We start from the raw sequence: 17170 nt of genomic DNA, 5'->3' as shown, positions 1-17170 counted from the left end.
ACAATCTGTTTCTGAAAGCATCCATGTGATCAGAACGTAGATGTGGTGTAATTGTTCCTCTTCACAAAACTGACCCAGTTAGAGGAACAAACTCGGCGTCTGGTCGTTTGGGTTATGTATCCCAATACAGGAGATTAATCGTGAACACCAAGACGGCGAGTACGCTCAAAGCTGAAACCGAAAATGACTACGCAGCCCTAAAAGACGACATCGCGATGCTGCGCAGTGACCTCAAAAATGTCATGGAAGACGTCCGTGGACTTGCAAAAGTCAAAGCTCAAGCAGGAGTGGAGAAAGGCAAGGAGTTTGCCGAGAAGGCATCTGGACAATTCAAGGAGACACGGGGCGAAGTTGAAGCTGAAATTCGCAAGAACCCGTTTGCTGCTGTTGGAATCGCCTTCGGTGCTGGACTGATCCTCGCGATGATGCGAGGCAAATAATCTATGGATGCGACCAAGCTCAGGCTGTTCGCGGCAGTCGCCGGAATCGTCAGCGGTTTCGGCGGCATGCTTGCACTTTCCGTTGCAGGCGTGCTCGCCTTATCTTCCGTCATCGGACTGATCGCGGCTTGCTTTACGGTCGCGGCCCTTCTGATCGGCATAGCCGCCCTCATGCTGTACATCTTTCTCCTGCCATACCGGAAATCCTCCGAGGAGATCGATGATCTGGAAGAGACGACAGCAAACGCCCTGGCAGATCTTCCATTCGACACCTTGAAGTCACTCGTTCAAAAGTATCCCGTATCCGTGTCGGCTGGCGCAATGCTGCTTGGGTACACCCTTGTAAGAGATCCAAAAACAGCGACGCGGCATGCGCAACGACTTCTGCTCGGATTGCTATAAAAGATCGCTCACATAAAACTCAGACAAGCTGTCGAATTCTTCCTATATTGGAGAGATGAGATCATTCTTCCTCATAGCTTCTGCCGTTGGCGCAGGCTTGGCATTCGGACGCCGCTACCTTGAAAAAGGAGTGTCGTCGCAGAAAAATCAGGCAATCGAAGCTGCCGCAATCGAAACACGCCGACGCATCAAGCGTCATGCTGACGACTTCCTGAAGAGGAGCTTTCGGGCATTCGCAATTGCCACAGGTATCAAGCTCACGCTGCTGATCGCACTGTGGGGGCTCGCGCACTATGGAGCGCTGGAGCGTCAGCACTTTGTCTTGAGCGTCTCGGTCGTGCTCGGGCTGTTCCTTATCAGGGACATCTGGGTGTCGTGGCCGTTTGTTCGTCTGGGCCTTACGGAGTTAGCGCGCTATGGATGGCGCCCCAAGCTGGCCTTGAGCGAGGTTGTCGCGGGACATGTATTTCAACGAGTACTCACAGAAGCCCAAGCCGCGCCCGCGACTCGCACTTCGAAAATAATGCTGATGCTGGCAGGGCAATCGCGAGAAGGTCTGGAGCAGGATATTGCAAGCTCAGTCGCCGCAATTGCGCGGAATACTACCTGGTCGGATTTGCGTCCGTTCCTGATTTCGGCCGGCATAAAGACCGGGGCGCTCATGGCACTTTATTCGGTCAGCGTCTTCTTGCTACTCGCTTGAGCTCACTAGGCCGCACGAGCCATCAGGCCTTCAGCATACATTACCAACCCGTTGAGCGTCGAGCGATCCATATCATCTTGGCCCCCATCATTGGAAATGACCGGTATGAGACCATTGAGACCGTCCATCAGTACAGCACGAGCTCTGTTCACCCGGCTTTTGATCGTGCCCGGAGAACAATTCATGATCGCGCCGGCTTCCTCATAGGTGAGACCAGCCGCGAGAACCAGAATGACGGCATCCCGTTGCTTCAGCGGTAGCGCGTAGATAGCCTGAATTGCATGAGACGCTTCGCTTTGAAGTTCGGCAGACGTGTAGTCCACGAGCGTCTCTTCCAGGAATTCAGACTCCACGTCCACATTCCGCCACGCACGGCGACAATGCTGAAGGTATTCATTTCTGACGATCCGCAGAATCCAGGGCCTCATCTGCGCAGTGCGGTCGAACGTATCCGCAGCGCTCCACGCCTTTAGACAGGCCGATTGTACAATGTCATCGGCAAGCGTTGCATCATTGCACAGGCTACGCGCGAAGGCTCGCATCTGCGGCAAGAGCGCTTCCAGCTCATCCACGAAAGACCAGGATTCGTTGATTGTCTCTGTCATTAGCGTAGTCCCACCCGCGCGATTATTTCTTTCTGGATTTTTCCGCTTGTCGCATTGTCTCTATCAAGTGCTGCAGCCTCAGCGGCACCGGCTCTGAGAGCACATCGGAGTAGAGACCGCGCAGCTGTTGTCCGAAGACGTGAGCCGACCTGCCGCCTGGCGATAAAGGCTTGCGGTCTCGCCGACGTTTCGAAGGTTTCGAGCTCATGGGAAGCGTTTATCCCGTCAGCTGCATAATAAACCATGAACGTGTCCCCTCATCCCAAGACGGGATACTTCCCCTAGAGTAAAGCACTCCGGGGTTAAGGAAACGAAAATAGATATCTCATTTTTCAAGGTACTAAACAGCGCCTTGATGTCCCCTGGCCTGCAGTATTTGCTACAGAACTCAACCTTCAGGCGGTTAACGCGTCGGGACCGGCACATCGCCGGAATAGTCGTAGAAGCCCTTACCGACCTTCTTGCCGACCCAACCCGCCTCGACATATTTCACGAGAAGTGGGCACGGGCGATACTTCGTGTCAGCCAGACCATCATGCAGCACCTGCATGATCGACAAACACGTATCCAGACCAATGAAGTCCGCGAGGGTCAGCGGCCCCATCGGGTGGTTCGCCCCCAGGCGCATGGCCGTATCAATGCTCTCGACAGTGCCTACGCCCTCATACAGCGCATAAACGGCTTCGTTGATCATTGGCACGAGAATGCGGTTCACAATGAAAGCCGGATAGTCTTCGGCATTCGTCGTGGTTTTTTCCAGGCGCTCAGCAAATCCAATGGCCATGTCATAGGTCTGCTGATCTGTGGCCAGACCGCGAATAACCTCGACCAACTTCATCAGTGGCACTGGATTCATGAAGTGCAGGCCGATGAAGCGCTCGGGGCGATCCGTGACAGAAGCAAGTCGTGTAATGGAAATGGAGGACGTGTTGGTCGCGAGAAATGTGCTGGCTGGCACGATCTCGCAGAGAGACTTGAAAATCTGTTCCTTGACTTCACGGCGCTCGGTCGCGGCCTCGATGACCAAGTCTGCAGCTTCATGATCCTTGAGAACAGTTGTTGGCTTGATGCGCGCGATTGCAGCAGTCATTGCGTCCGGCTCGAATTGCCCACGACTGACTTGGCGGGCCATGTTGCGCTCAATGGCCTGCATGCCGTTTGCCAGCGCGTCTTCCGAAATGTCGCTCAGGACAACATTATAGCCTGCAAGCGCACTGACATGGGCAATACCGTTGCCCATCTGGCCCGCGCCAATCACACCAATCGTCTTCAGGTCTGTCATCTATCTCGTCCGGAACGTCGTAAAAGTCTGCAGTCATATCCTGTTTGTGCAGTGCGTCAAACACAAGTGCGACACGCAGTCAGACTAACATGGATTTCCGGCGCTTCTCCAACGCCGCTGCAAAACACGAACCTTGCTAATCTCGAAAAACAACGAACCTGTTGAGCACGAAATTGGCAGTGAAAGAGCAAGCGACACCGGCCAAGAAGTAGAGCGTCACCCAGATCCCCTCTGGGGCGCGCCATATCTCCAACGCGAAGATAACTGCGACCCTCAGGGCCCCCGATATCACCAGTACGACCAGATTTGCCACCAGCCGCCTTACGGACAGAGCGGAAGTACTCCGCTGGAAGGTCCAGAACTCATGCACGAAGTAGAAAATCAGACCGACGACAAGAAGCGACAATCCGGCAGCGACTGACAGAGCGAGGCCGAGCCCATGATGCAGGAAAAGCGTAGCGAGATAGTCAATCACCAGCGCAACGAGGCTGGCCAGAAAATATCTGACGCCTGCTTTCGCCGTTGACGATGTTTCTTGCTCAGCCGGTGTCACGATGCCCCTCGAGCGATTGTCCGATACGCGTGCGGCACGCCCACCGCACTCATCACACGTCTATAGAGCGGTTCGGCCTCGGCACCAGACATGAAAAAGCCCGCAGATCCATCTCGGAACTGCGGGCTTGTTGTCATGAGTGAGACGAGCGCCTAGAGGGCGTCTGTCAGTTCGGGCACAGCCGAGAAAAGGTCTGCGACCAGGCCGTAATCGGCAACCTGGAAGATCGGGGCCTCTTCATCCTTGTTGATCGCCACGATGATCTTGGAGTCCTTCATGCCAGCAAGGTGCTGGATCGCGCCGGAGATTCCGACGGCAACATAAAGTTCCGGAGCAACGATCTTGCCCGTCTGGCCGACCTGATAATCGTTTGGTGCGTAACCAGCATCCACTGCAGCGCGGGAGGCACCCACAGCCGCTTCCAGCTTGTCAGCCAGTGGCACAATCAGGCGATCAAACTCTTCCTTCGATCCGAGAGCGCGGCCACCGGACACGACGCGCTTGGCGCCTGCCAGTTCCGGACGGTCAGATTTGACCATTTGCTCCGACACGAATTCGGATTTGAAAGGACCAGCTGGCGCTTCGGCCGTTTCCACCGGTGCGGAACCATCTTCGCCTGCCGCGTCAAACGCCGTTCCGCGAACGGTAACGACTTTCTTTGCGTCGGAAGACTTCACGGTCAGGATCGCGTTGCCGGCATAGATTGGACGCTCGAATGTCTCAGAGTCGATCACGTCGGTGATGTCGGACAATTGCATCACATCCAGCTTTGCAGCGATGCGTGGCGCGACGTTCTTGCCCATCGTCGTGGCGGGAATGAACACGGCGTCATAGCCATCCATCATCGGAACCACGAGTGCTTCCATGGCTTCCGCCAGTTGTTTGGCAACCGACGCACCATCAGCGTGGACCACCTTGCGGACACCGGAGATTTTCGCAGCCGAAGCCGCAACATCGCCAGCGCCTTCGCCGGCAACCAGGACATCAACGTCGCCGCCAAATTTGGCAGCAGCCGTCACCACCTTATGGGTTGCGTCGTTCAGGGCCGCATTGTCATGTTCAGCAATAACCAGAACAGCCATTAGATCGCTCCTGCTGATTTGAGTTTCGAAACAAGCGTCGCAACGTCTTCGACCTTTTCACCGGCTTCACGGACCGGCGGCTCGGTGACTTTCACAACCGACAGACGTGGCGAGATATCGACGCCATAATCACCAGGCGCCTTCTCATCGATCGGCTTCTTCTTGGCCTTCATGATGTTTGGCAGCGATGCATAGCGCGGTTCGTTCAGACGAAGGTCTACCGTGACAATCGCTGGCGTTGCCAGCTTCACTGTCTGCAGACCACCATCGACCTCACGAGTCACCGTAAGGGCGTCGCCGTCCTTCTCGATCTTGTAAGCGAAGGTGCCTTGCGGCCAATCCAGCAGAGCGGCCAGCATCTGGCCTGTCTGGTTGGAATCGTCGTCAATGGCTTGCTTGCCAAGAAGAACGAGATCCGGGCTCTCGTCGGCAACGACTTTTGCAAGAATTTTCGCGACAGCCAGCGGCTCAACGGTTTCGTCGGTGTTGATCAGGATTCCGCGGTCGCCGCCCATGGCCAGTGCGGTGCGGATAGTCTCCTGAGCCTGTTTCGGGCCGATGGACACGATAACGACTTCAGTTGCCGTTCCGGCTTCCTTCATGCGAACCGCTTCTTCGACCGAAATTTCGTCGAATGGGTTCATCGACATTTTGACATTGGCGAGATCGACGCCCGTCTGATCGGGCTTCACCCGAACCTTGACGTTATAGTCGATCACGCGTTTGACGGGCACCAGGACCTTCATACAACCGCTCCAGACATTTGTTGGAATTAAACTAGCGTGGGGTGTGCCTAACGCCGACAAATCAAAGACGCAAGGTTGACGTTGACGTAAGTGTCAATTTGGCGCGGAAAAATTTGCAAAAGCCTCTGTGTTCCGTCGCCGCACCGCAAATCTTTGCCCTGGATCACCCTCTGCACAAGGGGAGCTTGGCCGAAATGCAAACCTGCGCTAAACGCCTCCCTTCTCCTGAACCAGACCAAATTCGACGAGGGCGCCATGGCAGGCCACAGTAAATGGGCAAACATCCAGCACCGCAAAGGCGCACAGGACAAGAAGCGCGCCGCGCTGTTTTCCCGACTGTCCAAGGAAATCACGATCGCATCCAAAATGGGCGGGCCAGATCCGGACGCCAATCCACGCCTGCGCCTGGCCATTCAGAACGCCAAGGGCCAGTCGATGCCCAAGGACAATATCCAGCGCGCGGTCGATAAGGGCCAGGGCGGCGGCGGCGAAGATTATGTCGACATTCGTTATGAAGGGTTTGGTCCTGGCGGTGTCGGCATCATTGTCGAGGCCTCTACCGACAACAAGAATCGGGCGGCAACCGAAGTCCGTACAGCTTTCTCCAAGAATGGCGGCAATCTCGGTGAGACGGGATCAGTCTCTTTCAGCTTTGATCAGGTTGGCGAGATCCACTATTCGCCAGAGGCCGGCTCCGACGATGAAATCATGGAAGCGGCCATCATGGCTGGCGCGCAGGACGTTGAGTCCGATGATGAAGGCCACTGGATCTACACTGCTCGCGAAGACCTGCAGACGGTCGCGGACGCACTCGTCGAACATTTCGGGGAAGAGGTCGAAGCCAAGTCGACCAAACTGATCTGGAAACCGCAGAATACCATCCCGGTCGAAGGACAGGCCGCTGACACGCTGATGAAGCTGTTGGACGTGCTCGACGATCTTGATGATGTCGCCAACGTTTACGACAATTCGGAACTGTCCGAAGCGGAAGTTGCTCGCCTCGCCGAGAGCTGATCCCACCAGTTCTGCCACAGGATAATCATTAAAGCCGGAAGCTATCATGGCCTGCTTGACTTTTCTGTTTATCAATATACTTTGTATTTCAAAGTTATTTGTGGAGACAAAAAATGAGCCCTCAATCCCTGACTGATGATCTCGCTTACGTGCGCGACCTTGCCGAAGCGGGCCAGAAAGCCCCTCTGCTGGGCGGACGTTTCCTGGCGTGGTGGGGCGGCCTGACGACGTTCGCTTACTTGGGTCACTACGCGATTTCGACGGGCATGTTCGGTTTGCAACCCGTCGCCTTCGCCGCGCTCTGGGTCGGCTATATCGTGATCGGTATGGGGGGCATGTTCCTGATGCAAATGCGGTTCTCCGGCCATAAGCCAGGCGCCGCTTCGGTCGGGAATCAGGTGTCGCGTATTGTATGGCAGGCGTCGGGATGCTTTCTCGGCGCGTACTTCACAGGTGCATTTCTCGCCGCTCTGCTGGGGCAAGGGACTGGCGCCTTCATGTGGTCCGTTCCAATGGTGATTGGTCTATATGGGCTTGCGCAATTCGTGTCTGGCGAGATGGCGCAGAACAGGGTTCTGTCCATCAGCGGCACCGCAGCCATCGCGAGTACGGTGCCGGCCGTCCTGCTTATGAATACGCCTTACATCGTGCTGCTTGGCTCAGCCGTTGCCGCCATCTGTGTGTTCCTGCCAGGCATGTTGCTGATGCGGAATGAACCGTCGGAGACGGTGTAAACGCAATGTCAGGCGAAAACCCCTTCGATCATAATGACATTGATGACGTCATTCACGGCCGTTTGCGGCTTGGCATCATGGCCTACCTCTCAAGTGTAAATCCGGCGATCTTTGGCGAACTTCGCGACAAGGTCGGCGCGACAGATGGAAACCTCTCTACACATCTGCGGAAGCTGGAAGAGGCGGGATACATCGAACTGGAAAAGCGTTTCGTCGGCCGGAGGCCGCAGACCCGTATTCATCTGACGAAGTCCGGCCGAGCCGCATGGCTTGCCTGGCTCGACAGGATGCAAGCCCTGATGCGGGCGGCGGAATAGGTCCTACGGCCCGATCAGGCGGATCTGTTCTGCGCTTGCCTCACCCGCGCGGGCGAAGACTTTCCAGCCCAGCTTTTCATACGCGTCCCGCGCCGCTGTGTTCTGGGCGTCCACATCCAGGATCAATGCCTGCCCCATCCTGTCGCGGCCAACATGTAGCAAGCCTCGCGCGACACCGCACAAGCGCCAGTCATTCGCGACGAACAAATGGTCCACATAGCCAGTATCCGGACGCAATGTCATGAACCCGATCACGCCAGCTTGCGGCTCTTCCGCGACAAGGGCCATGGCCGTCGGCAGGGCATTGAACAATTGTCGTAAATAGGGCGCGGCAGGCCCGCGCCACGGGAACTCCCTCAAACACTCCCGAAACACCTGATAGCACGGACGATAGTCCCTGCGCTCGAAGTCGCGGATATGCCAGCCAGCTCCAGAATGTGTGTACATGCAAAAAAGGGTGGGCCCGAACAGCAGCCGGGTCCACCCTTTAATTCAGATCCAATCTGACGAAATGCCAGTTGCCTACATTTGCATCGTCCAGCCCTCAATGCCCATTGCAGCCTGACGGACCGCTTCGGACAGGGTGGGGTGCGCATGACAGGTGCGGGCGATGTCCTCGGACGCCGCGCCGAATTCCATCGCAACGCAAACCTCGGCGATCAATTCGCCGACACCCACGCCAACCATGTGAACACCGAGGATCTTGTCGGTTTTCTTGTCGGCCAGCATTTTGACGAAACCGTCCGTCTCGTGGTTCGTCCGCGCGCGCGAATTGGCCATGAAGGGGAACTTGCTTTTCACATAGTCCACGCCAGCCTCTTTCAGCTGTTCCTCGGTCTGACCGACCCAGGCCATCTCAGGTTTCGTGTAGACCACGCTTGGAACAAGCTCGTAATTCACATGACCGGCCTTGCCAGCGATCAGCTCGGCAACCGCGACACCGTCATCTTCTGCCTTGTGGGCCAGCATTGGTCCGTGGATACAGTCACCAACCGCCCAAACGCCGTCAGCCACCTTGAAATGGCCGTCTGTGGTTTGCACCACACCGCGCTTGTCAGTTGTTCCACCGACTGCCTCCAGGCCCAGGCCTTCGGTATATGGCTTGCGACCAATTGCGACGATTACAACGTCCGCATCCAGCGTCTCGCTGTCGCCACCTGCTGCAGGCTCCATGCTGAGCTTCAGCTTGGACTTCAGCTTTTCAACGCCAGTCACTTTCATGCCAAGTCGGAAATTGAGACCCTGTTTCTTGAAGATCTTCTGCGCTTCCTTTGCCACATCGGCATCGGCGCCGGGCATGATGCGATCCAGATATTCGACAACTGTCACCTCAGAGCCCAAACGCGCCCAGACGGACCCCATTTCGAGGCCGATCACACCGGCGCCAATCAGAACCAGGCGCTTCGGAATGGAGGTCAGCGACAGCGCGCCGGTATTGGTAACAACACGCTCTTCATCAATCTCGATGCCCGGCAGATTGGTCGGCTCAGACCCGGTCGCAATTACGATGTTCTTCGTGTCCAGCGTCTGGATCTTGCCATCAAGACCTTTGACCTCGACCTTGCCTTTTCCAAGGATCTTGCCGCGGCCCTTGATGTAGTCGACCTTGTTCTTCTTGAAGAGGAATTCGATACCCTTCGTCAGACCGTCCACAGCCTCGGTTTTCTGGGCCATCATCTTGTCGAGATCGATTTCCAGCTTGCCGGTCTTGATTCCCATCGCTTCGAATTCATTCTGCGCTGTGGCGTAGAGTTCAGACGCGTGAAGCAGCGCCTTCGACGGGATGCATCCAACGTTCAGGCATGTACCGCCCAGAACACCGCGATCTTCGATGCAGACCGTTTTCAGGCCAAGTTGGCCAGCGCGGATTGCGCAATTGTAGCCGCCGGGGCCGCCACCGATAATGACGACGTCGTATGTCTCAGCCATGGGGAATTCTGCCTTGCTTAGAGGGCCCAGTAGGAATGAGCCGCCAAACTAGGCATTTTGCCCCTGAAATCAATGCGGCGGGGTCTGCAAGTTTGGTTTAGCTGCGTTTCGTTATCACAAGGCCCAGAAAGAGCGCCCACAGCACCCCGCTGATCACGGCCTCATCGGCCCACATCACCGAATCCGCACCCGCAAGGATCATAAGGCCGCCCAGAAGGCTGAATAACAAGATGCCGATCAGGGCGATCCAGCGCCCCATGCCCTTGCCCGCCAGAACCGCCAACCCGCCAATCAAAACCAAACCCGTCGCCAGCAGCCTCAACAGGCTGGTGGGGGGCTGCATCAAGGCATCCGACAGGCTGCTGCCCCGATTCACCAAGATATTGACTGCGGACACGCCGCCCCAGAATAGCCAACCGCCAATCAGTGCCAGTATCAATCCAATAGCACGCCTCACGCTCATCCCATTTCCTCCCATTCTGTTTTCAACAGAGGGTATGGCGGGCAGGACGCTGCAGCAAATGATTAGTGCTCAGCCGCGCGCCGCCGCTTTTCCTGAATCTTGCGGCCATGCAGTGCAAAACTGGCGCGTTGGCGAGCTATTGCGGCGGGAACACGCGCGGGTTTCATCGGCACAGGCCTCTGGATTGCCTGTGGTGTCGGATCGCTCACCAGGATCGGTTGAGACAGAAGCACGGGCGCACTCTCTGCCGCGGCATCCTGTGGGCGCACTCGGCGCAATCTCAATTCCCAAACTGCGAGCATCAAAAGGAACGCCCCCGCACACACACCTGCAATTGCGCCTTCGGCGGCGCTCGGGTCATTCCACCAGCCCGGCTCAAAGGTCACGAGGTACAGGCACGGGATGCCCGCAAACAGGCCCATGACATACCAGAGCACACCGCCGGGGCGTTTCGCGGCGATCATTGCAGCTGAACAGTAGAAACAGAGCGCGGCCAGCAGGTAAGGCCCTCCATGCGCGATACCAAGCTCTCGCCAGTCGACGCTTTCCAGACCGCCCGCAATGTCATCCTGAACAATCCAGCTCATCGCCATCATGATCGAAGGCCAGCGCACAGCCGTCAGCGCGCCAAACGCAAAGGCGATCGCGTAAACTGTCAGCAGGATTGCGATAAGTCGGCGAAGCATTCCTTCGCGTAGCACGCGTACGGTAACCGCCCGCTGAACACGTTGTTGCAAATTTCATCGATTATTGTCGCAGTGTGTCGCCCGGTGTCTACTCGCTGTCGCTGCCGCAAATGCGGGAGTCGATACAATAGTTCAAAACGCCCATGGCCAGATGGGATTCGATCGGCGGCTGTTCATCGATTTCTTCAACCTCGGACGGCTCGGCCTCTGGCGCGGCAGTGGCCGCAGCGATCCGGAACAAGCCGCGCACGGGTTGCTGTTGTCGCAAGGCGGTGCGCACGAGTCGCGTGATGTAGTCCACCGGCGCATCTATCTGTTGAAATCCCTGCTGCGGAGAAACCGGCAGTCTCGCATCCTCGGGTACGACCATCGCGATCATGGATTGAGGGCCGAGCGGCGGGCCAGCCTTAAGACCCGGTTCGCCGAATATGTCCCGGGCCAACAACACCGTCTCACCTGCCTCTCGGACCGGCCAGCGTCCCGCGGCCTCAATCGGATTGGGATAAAGCTGGGTAAGGATCTGGTCGGCATTGTAGTCAAACAGGACGAGCTTGCCGCGCACTGGCAGCGTGACTTTCAGATCCACCATCTGGCCGTTTTCCACCACGCTGACAGTGTCCCCCGCCGGTGTGACCAGTGAGATGGGCATATCTTTCACCAACGTGTCGAAATCATGCTGAACGCTCGAGACCAGATCTGGGACACCGCGAGTAGGCGGCGGAACATCTGCGTAGGCGATGAAGTTCGCGTCCGGCACGTAAGAGCGTACCCAGTCGGCATAGGCAGAGACGCGTGTGTATGCGCCCGGACTGGCGGAGCGACCGCAACCTACGCCCCAGCTGACAACACCGATCTGGTAGGCGCAGCCATTCTTGTCGTACTTGACCAACGGGCCGCCGCTATCACCCTGACAGGCATCCTGGCCGCCTTCTTCCAGACCGGCACACACCAATGTTTCGTCGACGATCAGCGACTGGTACTCCGCCGGATAGCCTTCCAGCATCGACGCCCGCCGCAAGCGGGATTCACACACCGATGCGTTCACGGTCGGCGCTGATGTCTCCTGCAGAACGAGACTTGGCGCGGCGAGGGCGAAATTGCGCGCATTCTGCCACTTGGTGCGCTGACCGGGCTCGAGCTCTGCAAGATTGCCGAATCCTGCAACCCATGCCTCTTCGCCGGCCTGTGACAGGCGATCTGTCGTCGCATCCGCGGACAGTGTCGCGTGCGGCCCCTCCCAAGGCGTGTCGAGCTTCAACAGTGCAATGTCGGCGCCCTTGTAGATCTCTTCCGCGCCTTCATAGGCGGGGTGGGTGATGACCTCGGTGACAAAAGCGGCCTGTGAACCGTCCGGCGTGCGCCCCAGGTCTCCCGTTCCCAACTGAACGCGAATGGCAGCGACTTTCCGCTCTGATCCGCCATCCCCAGCCGGTTCATAGGCGAAGACCCGCCCACTCTCTTCGGATACGCGAAAGCCTTCGACACAATGGGCTGCCGTCAGCACCCATTCCTTCGAAATGGCCGCGCCCCCACAGACGTGGAACGTACCGCGCTGCATGCGCAGCTGAATAGACGCGATTCCGGGCCAGTTTGCGAGGTGGGCATTTACGCCGCCAACCACTTTCGCGCCAGTGGGCGTGTCCTCAACGCGGCACACCCGCTCCTGGGCTGTGGCGGTGAGGCCGCATGCCAGAGAGAGGGCGAAACTGCCCGCAACGATACTGGAAACTCTACGCAACATGTCACGTCCTCCCGTGTGGGAAGATTAACCATGCCTGCGCGAAACCGCCAAGATGCGGCTTTCGGAAGAGCTAGCCGGCGAACGCCTTCTCGATCACGAATTGTGCCGGCGATGCATTCGACCCTTCGGTCAGGCCTGCCTTCAGCATCAGATCTTTCACGTCCTGGATCATTTCCATGGAGCCACAGATCATGACGCGATCCGTTTCCGGATTCAGCGGTGGCACGCCGAGATCCTCGAACAGTTTCCCGCTTTCGATCAGATCCGTGATGCGGCCCTTGTACTCATAGTCTTCCCGCGTGCAGCTGCCATAGCGGCGCAGCTTGCCTTGAGCGAGTTCGCCGAGGAATTCGTGGTTCAGCGTCTCTTCGACAATCTCCTTGGAATAATCGAGTTCAGCAGCTTCACGGCAGGTGTGTGTGACGATGACTTCGTCGAATTTCTCATAGGTTTCCGGGTCGCGCACAACGCTGGCAAACGGCGCGAAGCCTGTACCGGTGGAGAAACAATAAAGCCGTTTGCCTGGTACCAGTGCGTCATGCACCAGCGTGCCAGTCGGCTTTTTGCCGAGCAGAACCTTGTCTCCCGGTTGAATGGCCTGAAGGCGCGACGTCAGAGGACCATCCGGCACTTTGATCGAATAGAACTCCAATTCTTCATCCCAGCTCGGGCTGGCGATTGAATAGGCGCGCAGAAGCGGACGGCCGTCATCCTTGTAAAGCCCAATCATGACAAACTCACCAGACCGGAAACGGAAGCTCGACGGACGGGTCAGCCGGAACCGGAACAGCCGGTCGGTATAGTGCTTCACCTCCAGAACCGTTTCTTCGGTCGGGGCGTTGGGGCTTACCTTTTTGGCGGCAACAGGCGTCGCATCTGCAGTCATATCAGGGCATCTCGCTCTTGCATTTCGTTCGCAGCGTCACATGACGTGTGGTTGCGAAGAATGCAATGCTGCACATGAACTATTGAGTTTTACTGAAGAGTCTCAGCGCTGCGATGTCTGGAATGGTGTGTCACCAGCGACCCACGCGATCTTTGGATCAGACAGCGAATACGCACCCTCAAGCTCATAGATATCTTGATACCCGTAGCCGTAGAGGTTGATGAATGTGGGAACATTCAGTGCAAGTTCGATCCGCTTCACAGGAACGGGCGCCACATTGTCGGTGAAGTTGTTATTGCAATAGATCAGGATGCGCGTGTCCCTGGATGGAATAACCTTGGCGAGCTTGTCGTCCGTAAAATCAGAAAAGTTCAGGTGGATCGCGCCGTCGATGTGACCCATTTCGAACGCGTCAGCGCTGCGCGTGTCCAGAATGATTGTGTCCTGATCGGTCTTCATCTCATTGAACGTATGGAGATCAACCAGACGCGAGGCGCGGTACTCGGAGACCTCAGCAGTCAGGCCGAGGAAACCGTCATAGTCGACCTGGCTTTCCTGTGCTTGTGCCATCAGCCCACAGCCAATGAACGCTGCAAGCGTAATCAGGCCGAGAATTGCATTTCCTTTGACACCCATGGCGCCAATCCTTTCCGCATACCTCCCCACACTACACGAACAGGATTACCGCGAATTAAGGCGGGAATGGGCAATTTGAATGAGTTTACTAAGGCTATTCAGGCCCGGGGGTGCGCCGCAGAGTGCACATCCCTCAAGCGGGTCGCATCCACACCCGTATACACTTGCGTGGTAGACAGCGACGCGTGCCCGAGCAGCGTCTGGATCGCGCGAAGGTCCGCCCCCGCCGCAAGCAGGTGTGTCGCGAAAGCGTGACGCAGGGCATGCGGGGTCGCCGTCGATGGCAGCCCGAGAACAGCGCGAAGCTTCTGGACCAGTCCCTGAATGAGACGTGGATTGAGCGCACCTCCCTTCGCGCCGCGAAACAGAGCATCGCTGCGACCCAGATTGTAGGGACACAAACCGGCATACGCGTCCACGGCTTCCCGCACGGCTGGAATAAGCGGCACGATACGCACCTTTCCGCCCTTGCCTGTGATCCTCAAACGCTCCGGCAGAGGAATGTCTGCACCCGTCAGGCTGAGGGCCTCAGAGATGCGGAGCCCGGCCCCGTAAAGCAGAGACAGCACGGCCGCATCACGCGCATTGATCCAGGCTTCGGAATCCGGATCAGTTCCCGCCTCTGCGATCAGGTCCTTAGCCGCCTCAACCGACACCGGACGGGGCAGGCGCTGCGGACGTTTCGGACCTTGCAGATAGGCGATCTCCGCATTCTCGATGTCATACGTTCTGCCGAGCCAGCGATAGAGCGCCTTGATAGACGACAGCAGCCGCGCAATGGAGGCATCTGACAGACCATCCCGGCGGCGATGCGCCAGAAACGACCGCACATCGCGCGCCCGCAATTTGTCCAGCCGCTGCGGCGTTGGCGGCTCCCCAAGATGTTGCGTCAGAAAGCCGAAAAAGCCTGCAAGGTCGCTTTGGTAGGCTTCGACGGTCTTGTCAGCCATCCGGCGTTCATCCGTGAGATAGGCGACGAAGGCAGCAAGCGTTTCCATAGGAGCAGTGTGACCGCACGATCTTAACTTTGCCTTTCGCGGGGGAGACGCCCTTCAGGGCTCGATGCGCTTCCCCGCCCAGTCGAACACATGCCCGCTGTCACGCGCGCGCAAGCCTTCGATGACATTAAGCAAATAGCTTGCGCACTGTTCCGGTGAAAATAGTTGCGTGTCCGGCACGTTCGACTGGAACGGTTCGGAAAGTCCGGTATCGACCGTACCCGGATGCAGCCCGACACAGATGGACTCGTCATTCTTTCGGGCGCTCTCGATCGCATAGTTCCGGATCAGCATGTTCAGAGCCGCTTTCGACGCACGATAGGCATGCCAGCCTCCCAGGCGATTATCGCTGATGGAGCCGACGCGTGCAGACAAGGGCGCAAACACCCATCGCCCCGACCGCGGCATCTCGCCCAGCACATGCTTGGCGATGAGCGCTGGCGCAATCGTGTTTGCGGCGAATATCTTCTCGAACGCATCGCGGCTTTGATGGCGGTAGGATTTTTCAGGCTGAAGCCCCTCCCCGGCATGAAGCAGGCCAATCGCGACAATACAGAGTCGAATGTCACCTGCGCCTGCAATTTCCTTGAGGGCTGTCCTCAGGGAGCCTTCGTCCAGCGCGTCAGCCGTCACCCCGAGCGCCCCATCCGGCGCGGTGCCTGTGCGGGACACGCCGAATACCGTGTCGTGCTGACCTCGATGAACAAGCTGTTCTGTCAGGGCGCGGCCGATCCCGCCATTCGATCCGAATACAATTGCGTTCATGCAGTCGGATCTAGAGTGCGAAGGCGTGGAGGCAAAAAAGAAGGGCGACCAATCAGGCCGCCCTTCACTACTCTACCTGTACTCTACTATCCATGAAGATAAGCATACTGAGCTTAACCCTTCATGAATGAGATAACGCGAACCCTTAGCTCTGTTTGGCGAGCAGGTTGCGAATTTCTTCCAGAAGCACTTCCTGGCGCGGTGGCGCAGCCGGTGCAGCTTCCTCTTCCTTTTTCTGCATGCTGTTCATGCCCTTGATAATAAGGAACATGACGAACGCAACGATGATGAACGAGATCAGCGCGGCGATGAATGCGCCCAGCTCAACGATCGCGGCCTCTTTGACCACTTCGCCAGCTTCGTTCAGCTCGGCCGGGGAAATCGTGTAGGTCAGAGCCGACAGGTCGATGCCGCCCATGACCGGCGCCAGAATCGGCAGAAACACGCCCTGAATGAAAGCTGTGACAACCGTAGCGAATGCACCGCCCATGACGAAGCCAACCGCCATGTCGACCAGATTGCCTTTCATGGCAAACTCTTTGAATTCCTTAAGCATTGTGCGCCCCTTTCCCTTGCCTTGGATATTTCAGCGTAGACGCAAATAGGCAGAGAATTTGCCGGGCGCGTCAAGACGCCACACTCAGTTAACGCTGCTATGGGGCTTAGCGCGCTTCGGGGTCCTCGCCGCCATTCACGCGGGCGCGAAGCTCCTTGCCAGCCTTGAAGAACGGGACCGATTTCGCCGGCACTTCGACAGACTCACCCGTGCGGGGATTACGCCCCTTGCGGGCCTCTCGTTGCCGGACCGAGAATGCACCGAAGCCCCTGAGCTCGACACGATCCCCTCGTGCGAGCGCAGAGCCGATCTCGTCAAGAATAACATTGACCACCCGCTCCAGATCTTCCTGGCGCAGGTGACTGTATTCGACAGCGAGTTTTGCAATCAATTCGGACTTCAGCATGTCGTTGATATTAAACGCATTTGCGGCGGGAGCGCTAGGCCCCCGCCGCAAACATTTCATCAATTTTAGAATACTGATCCGGAGACCGGATCAGCCGCCTCAGGCGTTGGCCAGTTCTTCCGACTGGGCCTTCCACTCAGCGCCTTTGCCGGACGTACCAACTTCCTCTTCGAGGGTAGCCAGTTGAGCATCCGTCAGCGCAGCAATCTGCCAGAAGTGGTAGATA

22 protein-coding genes are annotated in these 17170 nt (G+C 57.3%); 6 read left to right on the top strand and 16 right to left on the bottom strand.

The window, feature by feature from the left end:
• Positions 1-140 precede the first annotated feature (140 nt).
• Genes CBB91_RS13355 through CBB91_RS13345 form a run of 3 tightly spaced genes read left to right on the top strand, consistent with a single transcriptional unit; the run spans position 141 to position 1545 of the window.
• A complete protein-coding gene (locus tag CBB91_RS13355; protein ID WP_273014588.1) occupies positions 141-440 on the top strand; it encodes a hypothetical protein in 300 nt (99 codons plus the stop codon).
• Positions 441-443: 3 nt separating this feature from the next.
• A complete protein-coding gene (locus tag CBB91_RS13350) occupies positions 444-842 on the top strand; it encodes a hypothetical protein (protein ID WP_035547915.1) in 399 nt (132 codons plus the stop codon).
• Between the two features lie 55 nt (positions 843-897).
• Entirely contained in the window at positions 898-1545 is a 648-nt protein-coding gene (locus CBB91_RS13345; RefSeq protein ID WP_273014587.1) for a hypothetical protein, read from the top strand.
• Between the two features lie 5 nt (positions 1546-1550).
• On the opposite strand, the gene CBB91_RS13340 is transcribed toward CBB91_RS13345, so the two are convergent.
• From CBB91_RS13340 to CBB91_RS13320, 5 genes are all read right to left on the bottom strand, one after another.
• Positions 1551-2150, bottom strand: coding sequence for a sigma-70 family RNA polymerase sigma factor (locus tag CBB91_RS13340; protein WP_051602429.1), 600 nt, complete (start codon positions 2148-2150; stop codon positions 1551-1553).
• 403 nt (positions 2151-2553) lie between these two features.
• Complete coding sequence (locus CBB91_RS13335; protein WP_035547923.1) at positions 2554-3432, bottom strand: 3-hydroxybutyryl-CoA dehydrogenase; 879 nt, start codon at positions 3430-3432, stop codon at positions 2554-2556.
• A 136-nt stretch (positions 3433-3568) separates the two neighbouring features.
• Positions 3569-3985: a GtrA family protein gene (locus CBB91_RS13330; RefSeq protein WP_273014584.1), complete on the bottom strand. Its 417-nt coding sequence runs from the start codon at positions 3983-3985 to the stop codon at positions 3569-3571.
• A 152-nt stretch (positions 3986-4137) separates the two neighbouring features.
• Positions 4138-5067 carry an electron transfer flavoprotein subunit alpha/FixB family protein gene (locus CBB91_RS13325; RefSeq protein ID WP_273014582.1) on the bottom strand — a complete coding sequence of 310 codons (930 nt, stop codon included), beginning with the start codon at positions 5065-5067 and terminating at the stop codon, positions 4138-4140.
• Complete coding sequence (locus CBB91_RS13320) at positions 5067-5813, bottom strand: electron transfer flavoprotein subunit beta/FixA family protein (RefSeq protein ID WP_035547930.1); 747 nt, start codon at positions 5811-5813, stop codon at positions 5067-5069. Before CBB91_RS13320 ends, CBB91_RS13325 begins: the two co-directional genes overlap by 1 nt.
• A 255-nt stretch (positions 5814-6068) precedes the next feature.
• Between CBB91_RS13320 and CBB91_RS13315 the strand changes: the two genes are divergently transcribed.
• From CBB91_RS13315 to CBB91_RS13305, 3 genes are all read left to right on the top strand, one after another.
• Positions 6069-6827 carry a YebC/PmpR family DNA-binding transcriptional regulator gene (locus CBB91_RS13315; RefSeq protein ID WP_273014580.1) on the top strand — a complete coding sequence of 253 codons (759 nt, stop codon included), beginning with the start codon at positions 6069-6071 and terminating at the stop codon, positions 6825-6827.
• A 113-nt stretch (positions 6828-6940) separates the two neighbouring features.
• Complete coding sequence (locus CBB91_RS13310; protein WP_273014578.1) at positions 6941-7561, top strand: hypothetical protein; 621 nt, start codon at positions 6941-6943, stop codon at positions 7559-7561.
• Between the two features lie 5 nt (positions 7562-7566).
• Positions 7567-7878: a transcriptional regulator gene (locus tag CBB91_RS13305; RefSeq protein WP_273014576.1), complete on the top strand. Its 312-nt coding sequence runs from the start codon at positions 7567-7569 to the stop codon at positions 7876-7878.
• 3 nt (positions 7879-7881) lie between these two features.
• Here CBB91_RS13305 and CBB91_RS13300 read toward each other — a convergent pair whose 3' ends face one another.
• From CBB91_RS13300 to CBB91_RS13250, 11 genes are all read right to left on the bottom strand, one after another.
• Positions 7882-8325, bottom strand: a complete 444-nt coding sequence (locus CBB91_RS13300) for a GNAT family N-acetyltransferase (protein WP_273014574.1) — start codon at positions 8323-8325, stop codon at positions 7882-7884.
• Positions 8326-8400: 75 nt separating this feature from the next.
• A complete protein-coding gene (lpdA, locus tag CBB91_RS13295) occupies positions 8401-9807 on the bottom strand; it encodes a dihydrolipoyl dehydrogenase (protein ID WP_273014572.1) in 1407 nt (468 codons plus the stop codon).
• A 97-nt stretch (positions 9808-9904) separates the two neighbouring features.
• A complete protein-coding gene (locus CBB91_RS13290) occupies positions 9905-10270 on the bottom strand; it encodes a hypothetical protein (RefSeq protein ID WP_273014570.1) in 366 nt (121 codons plus the stop codon).
• Between the two features lie 62 nt (positions 10271-10332).
• Positions 10333-10971, bottom strand: a complete 639-nt coding sequence (locus CBB91_RS13285; RefSeq protein ID WP_273014569.1) for a hypothetical protein — start codon at positions 10969-10971, stop codon at positions 10333-10335.
• Positions 10972-11044: 73 nt separating this feature from the next.
• The gene (locus CBB91_RS13280) at positions 11045-12697 is read right to left on the bottom strand and encodes a serine protease (protein ID WP_273014567.1); all 1653 of its coding nucleotides are present in this window, start codon (positions 12695-12697) and stop codon (positions 11045-11047) included.
• Positions 12698-12767: 70 nt separating this feature from the next.
• Complete coding sequence (locus CBB91_RS13275) at positions 12768-13583, bottom strand: ferredoxin--NADP reductase (protein WP_035547952.1); 816 nt, start codon at positions 13581-13583, stop codon at positions 12768-12770.
• A 102-nt stretch (positions 13584-13685) separates the two neighbouring features.
• Complete coding sequence (locus CBB91_RS13270; protein WP_273014565.1) at positions 13686-14219, bottom strand: rhodanese-like domain-containing protein; 534 nt, start codon at positions 14217-14219, stop codon at positions 13686-13688.
• A 98-nt stretch (positions 14220-14317) separates the two neighbouring features.
• Complete coding sequence (locus CBB91_RS13265; RefSeq protein WP_273014563.1) at positions 14318-15217, bottom strand: tyrosine recombinase XerC; 900 nt, start codon at positions 15215-15217, stop codon at positions 14318-14320.
• A 54-nt stretch (positions 15218-15271) separates the two neighbouring features.
• A complete protein-coding gene (locus tag CBB91_RS13260; protein ID WP_273014561.1) occupies positions 15272-15982 on the bottom strand; it encodes an SDR family NAD(P)-dependent oxidoreductase in 711 nt (236 codons plus the stop codon).
• Between the two features lie 145 nt (positions 15983-16127).
• Positions 16128-16538 carry a large conductance mechanosensitive channel protein MscL gene (mscL, locus tag CBB91_RS13255; RefSeq protein ID WP_035547961.1) on the bottom strand — a complete coding sequence of 137 codons (411 nt, stop codon included), beginning with the start codon at positions 16536-16538 and terminating at the stop codon, positions 16128-16130.
• A 106-nt stretch (positions 16539-16644) separates the two neighbouring features.
• Positions 16645-16944, bottom strand: a complete 300-nt coding sequence (locus CBB91_RS13250) for an integration host factor subunit beta (protein WP_035547965.1) — start codon at positions 16942-16944, stop codon at positions 16645-16647.
• Between the last annotated feature and the right edge of the window lie 226 nt (positions 16945-17170).

Origin of the sequence: Hyphomonas sp. TMED31, from assembly GCF_002172815.1 — a bacterium.
In the GTDB taxonomy this organism is placed as follows: domain Bacteria; phylum Pseudomonadota; class Alphaproteobacteria; order Caulobacterales; family Hyphomonadaceae; genus Hyphomonas; species Hyphomonas atlantica.
The sequence above is the reverse complement of the archived record's forward strand: the minus strand, read 5'-3'. Positions and strand labels throughout refer to the sequence as shown.

Coding starts and splice junctions, on each gene's coding strand:
- CBB91_RS13335 (WP_035547923.1), bottom strand. CDS start 3,432: ATGACAGACCTGAAGACGATTGGTGTGATTGGCGCGGGCCAGATGGGC.
- CBB91_RS13320 (WP_035547930.1), bottom strand. CDS start 5,813: ATGAAGGTCCTGGTGCCCGTCAAACGCGTGATCGACTATAACGTCAAG.
- CBB91_RS13280 (WP_273014567.1), bottom strand. CDS start 12,697: ATGTTGCGTAGAGTTTCCAGTATCGTTGCGGGCAGTTTCGCCCTCTCT.
- CBB91_RS13250 (WP_035547965.1), bottom strand. CDS start 16,944: ATGCTGAAGTCCGAATTGATTGCAAAACTCGCTGTCGAATACAGTCAC.
- CBB91_RS13270 (WP_273014565.1), bottom strand. CDS start 14,219: ATGGGTGTCAAAGGAAATGCAATTCTCGGCCTGATTACGCTTGCAGCG.
- CBB91_RS13325 (WP_273014582.1), bottom strand. CDS start 5,067: ATGGCTGTTCTGGTTATTGCTGAACATGACAATGCGGCCCTGAACGAC.
- lpdA (WP_273014572.1), bottom strand. CDS start 9,807: ATGGCTGAGACATACGACGTCGTCATTATCGGTGGCGGCCCCGGCGGC.
- CBB91_RS13290 (WP_273014570.1), bottom strand. CDS start 10,270: ATGAGCGTGAGGCGTGCTATTGGATTGATACTGGCACTGATTGGCGGT.
- CBB91_RS13275 (WP_035547952.1), bottom strand. CDS start 13,583: ATGACTGCAGATGCGACGCCTGTTGCCGCCAAAAAGGTAAGCCCCAAC.
- CBB91_RS13345 (WP_273014587.1), top strand. CDS start 898: ATGAGATCATTCTTCCTCATAGCTTCTGCCGTTGGCGCAGGCTTGGCA.
- CBB91_RS13350 (WP_035547915.1), top strand. CDS start 444: ATGGATGCGACCAAGCTCAGGCTGTTCGCGGCAGTCGCCGGAATCGTC.
- CBB91_RS13310 (WP_273014578.1), top strand. CDS start 6,941: ATGAGCCCTCAATCCCTGACTGATGATCTCGCTTACGTGCGCGACCTT.
- CBB91_RS13265 (WP_273014563.1), bottom strand. CDS start 15,217: ATGGAAACGCTTGCTGCCTTCGTCGCCTATCTCACGGATGAACGCCGG.
- CBB91_RS13300 (WP_273014574.1), bottom strand. CDS start 8,325: ATGTACACACATTCTGGAGCTGGCTGGCATATCCGCGACTTCGAGCGC.
- mscL (WP_035547961.1), bottom strand. CDS start 16,538: ATGCTTAAGGAATTCAAAGAGTTTGCCATGAAAGGCAATCTGGTCGAC.
- CBB91_RS13260 (WP_273014561.1), bottom strand. CDS start 15,982: ATGAACGCAATTGTATTCGGATCGAATGGCGGGATCGGCCGCGCCCTG.
- CBB91_RS13305 (WP_273014576.1), top strand. CDS start 7,567: ATGTCAGGCGAAAACCCCTTCGATCATAATGACATTGATGACGTCATT.
- CBB91_RS13315 (WP_273014580.1), top strand. CDS start 6,069: ATGGCAGGCCACAGTAAATGGGCAAACATCCAGCACCGCAAAGGCGCA.
- CBB91_RS13340 (WP_051602429.1), bottom strand. CDS start 2,150: ATGACAGAGACAATCAACGAATCCTGGTCTTTCGTGGATGAGCTGGAA.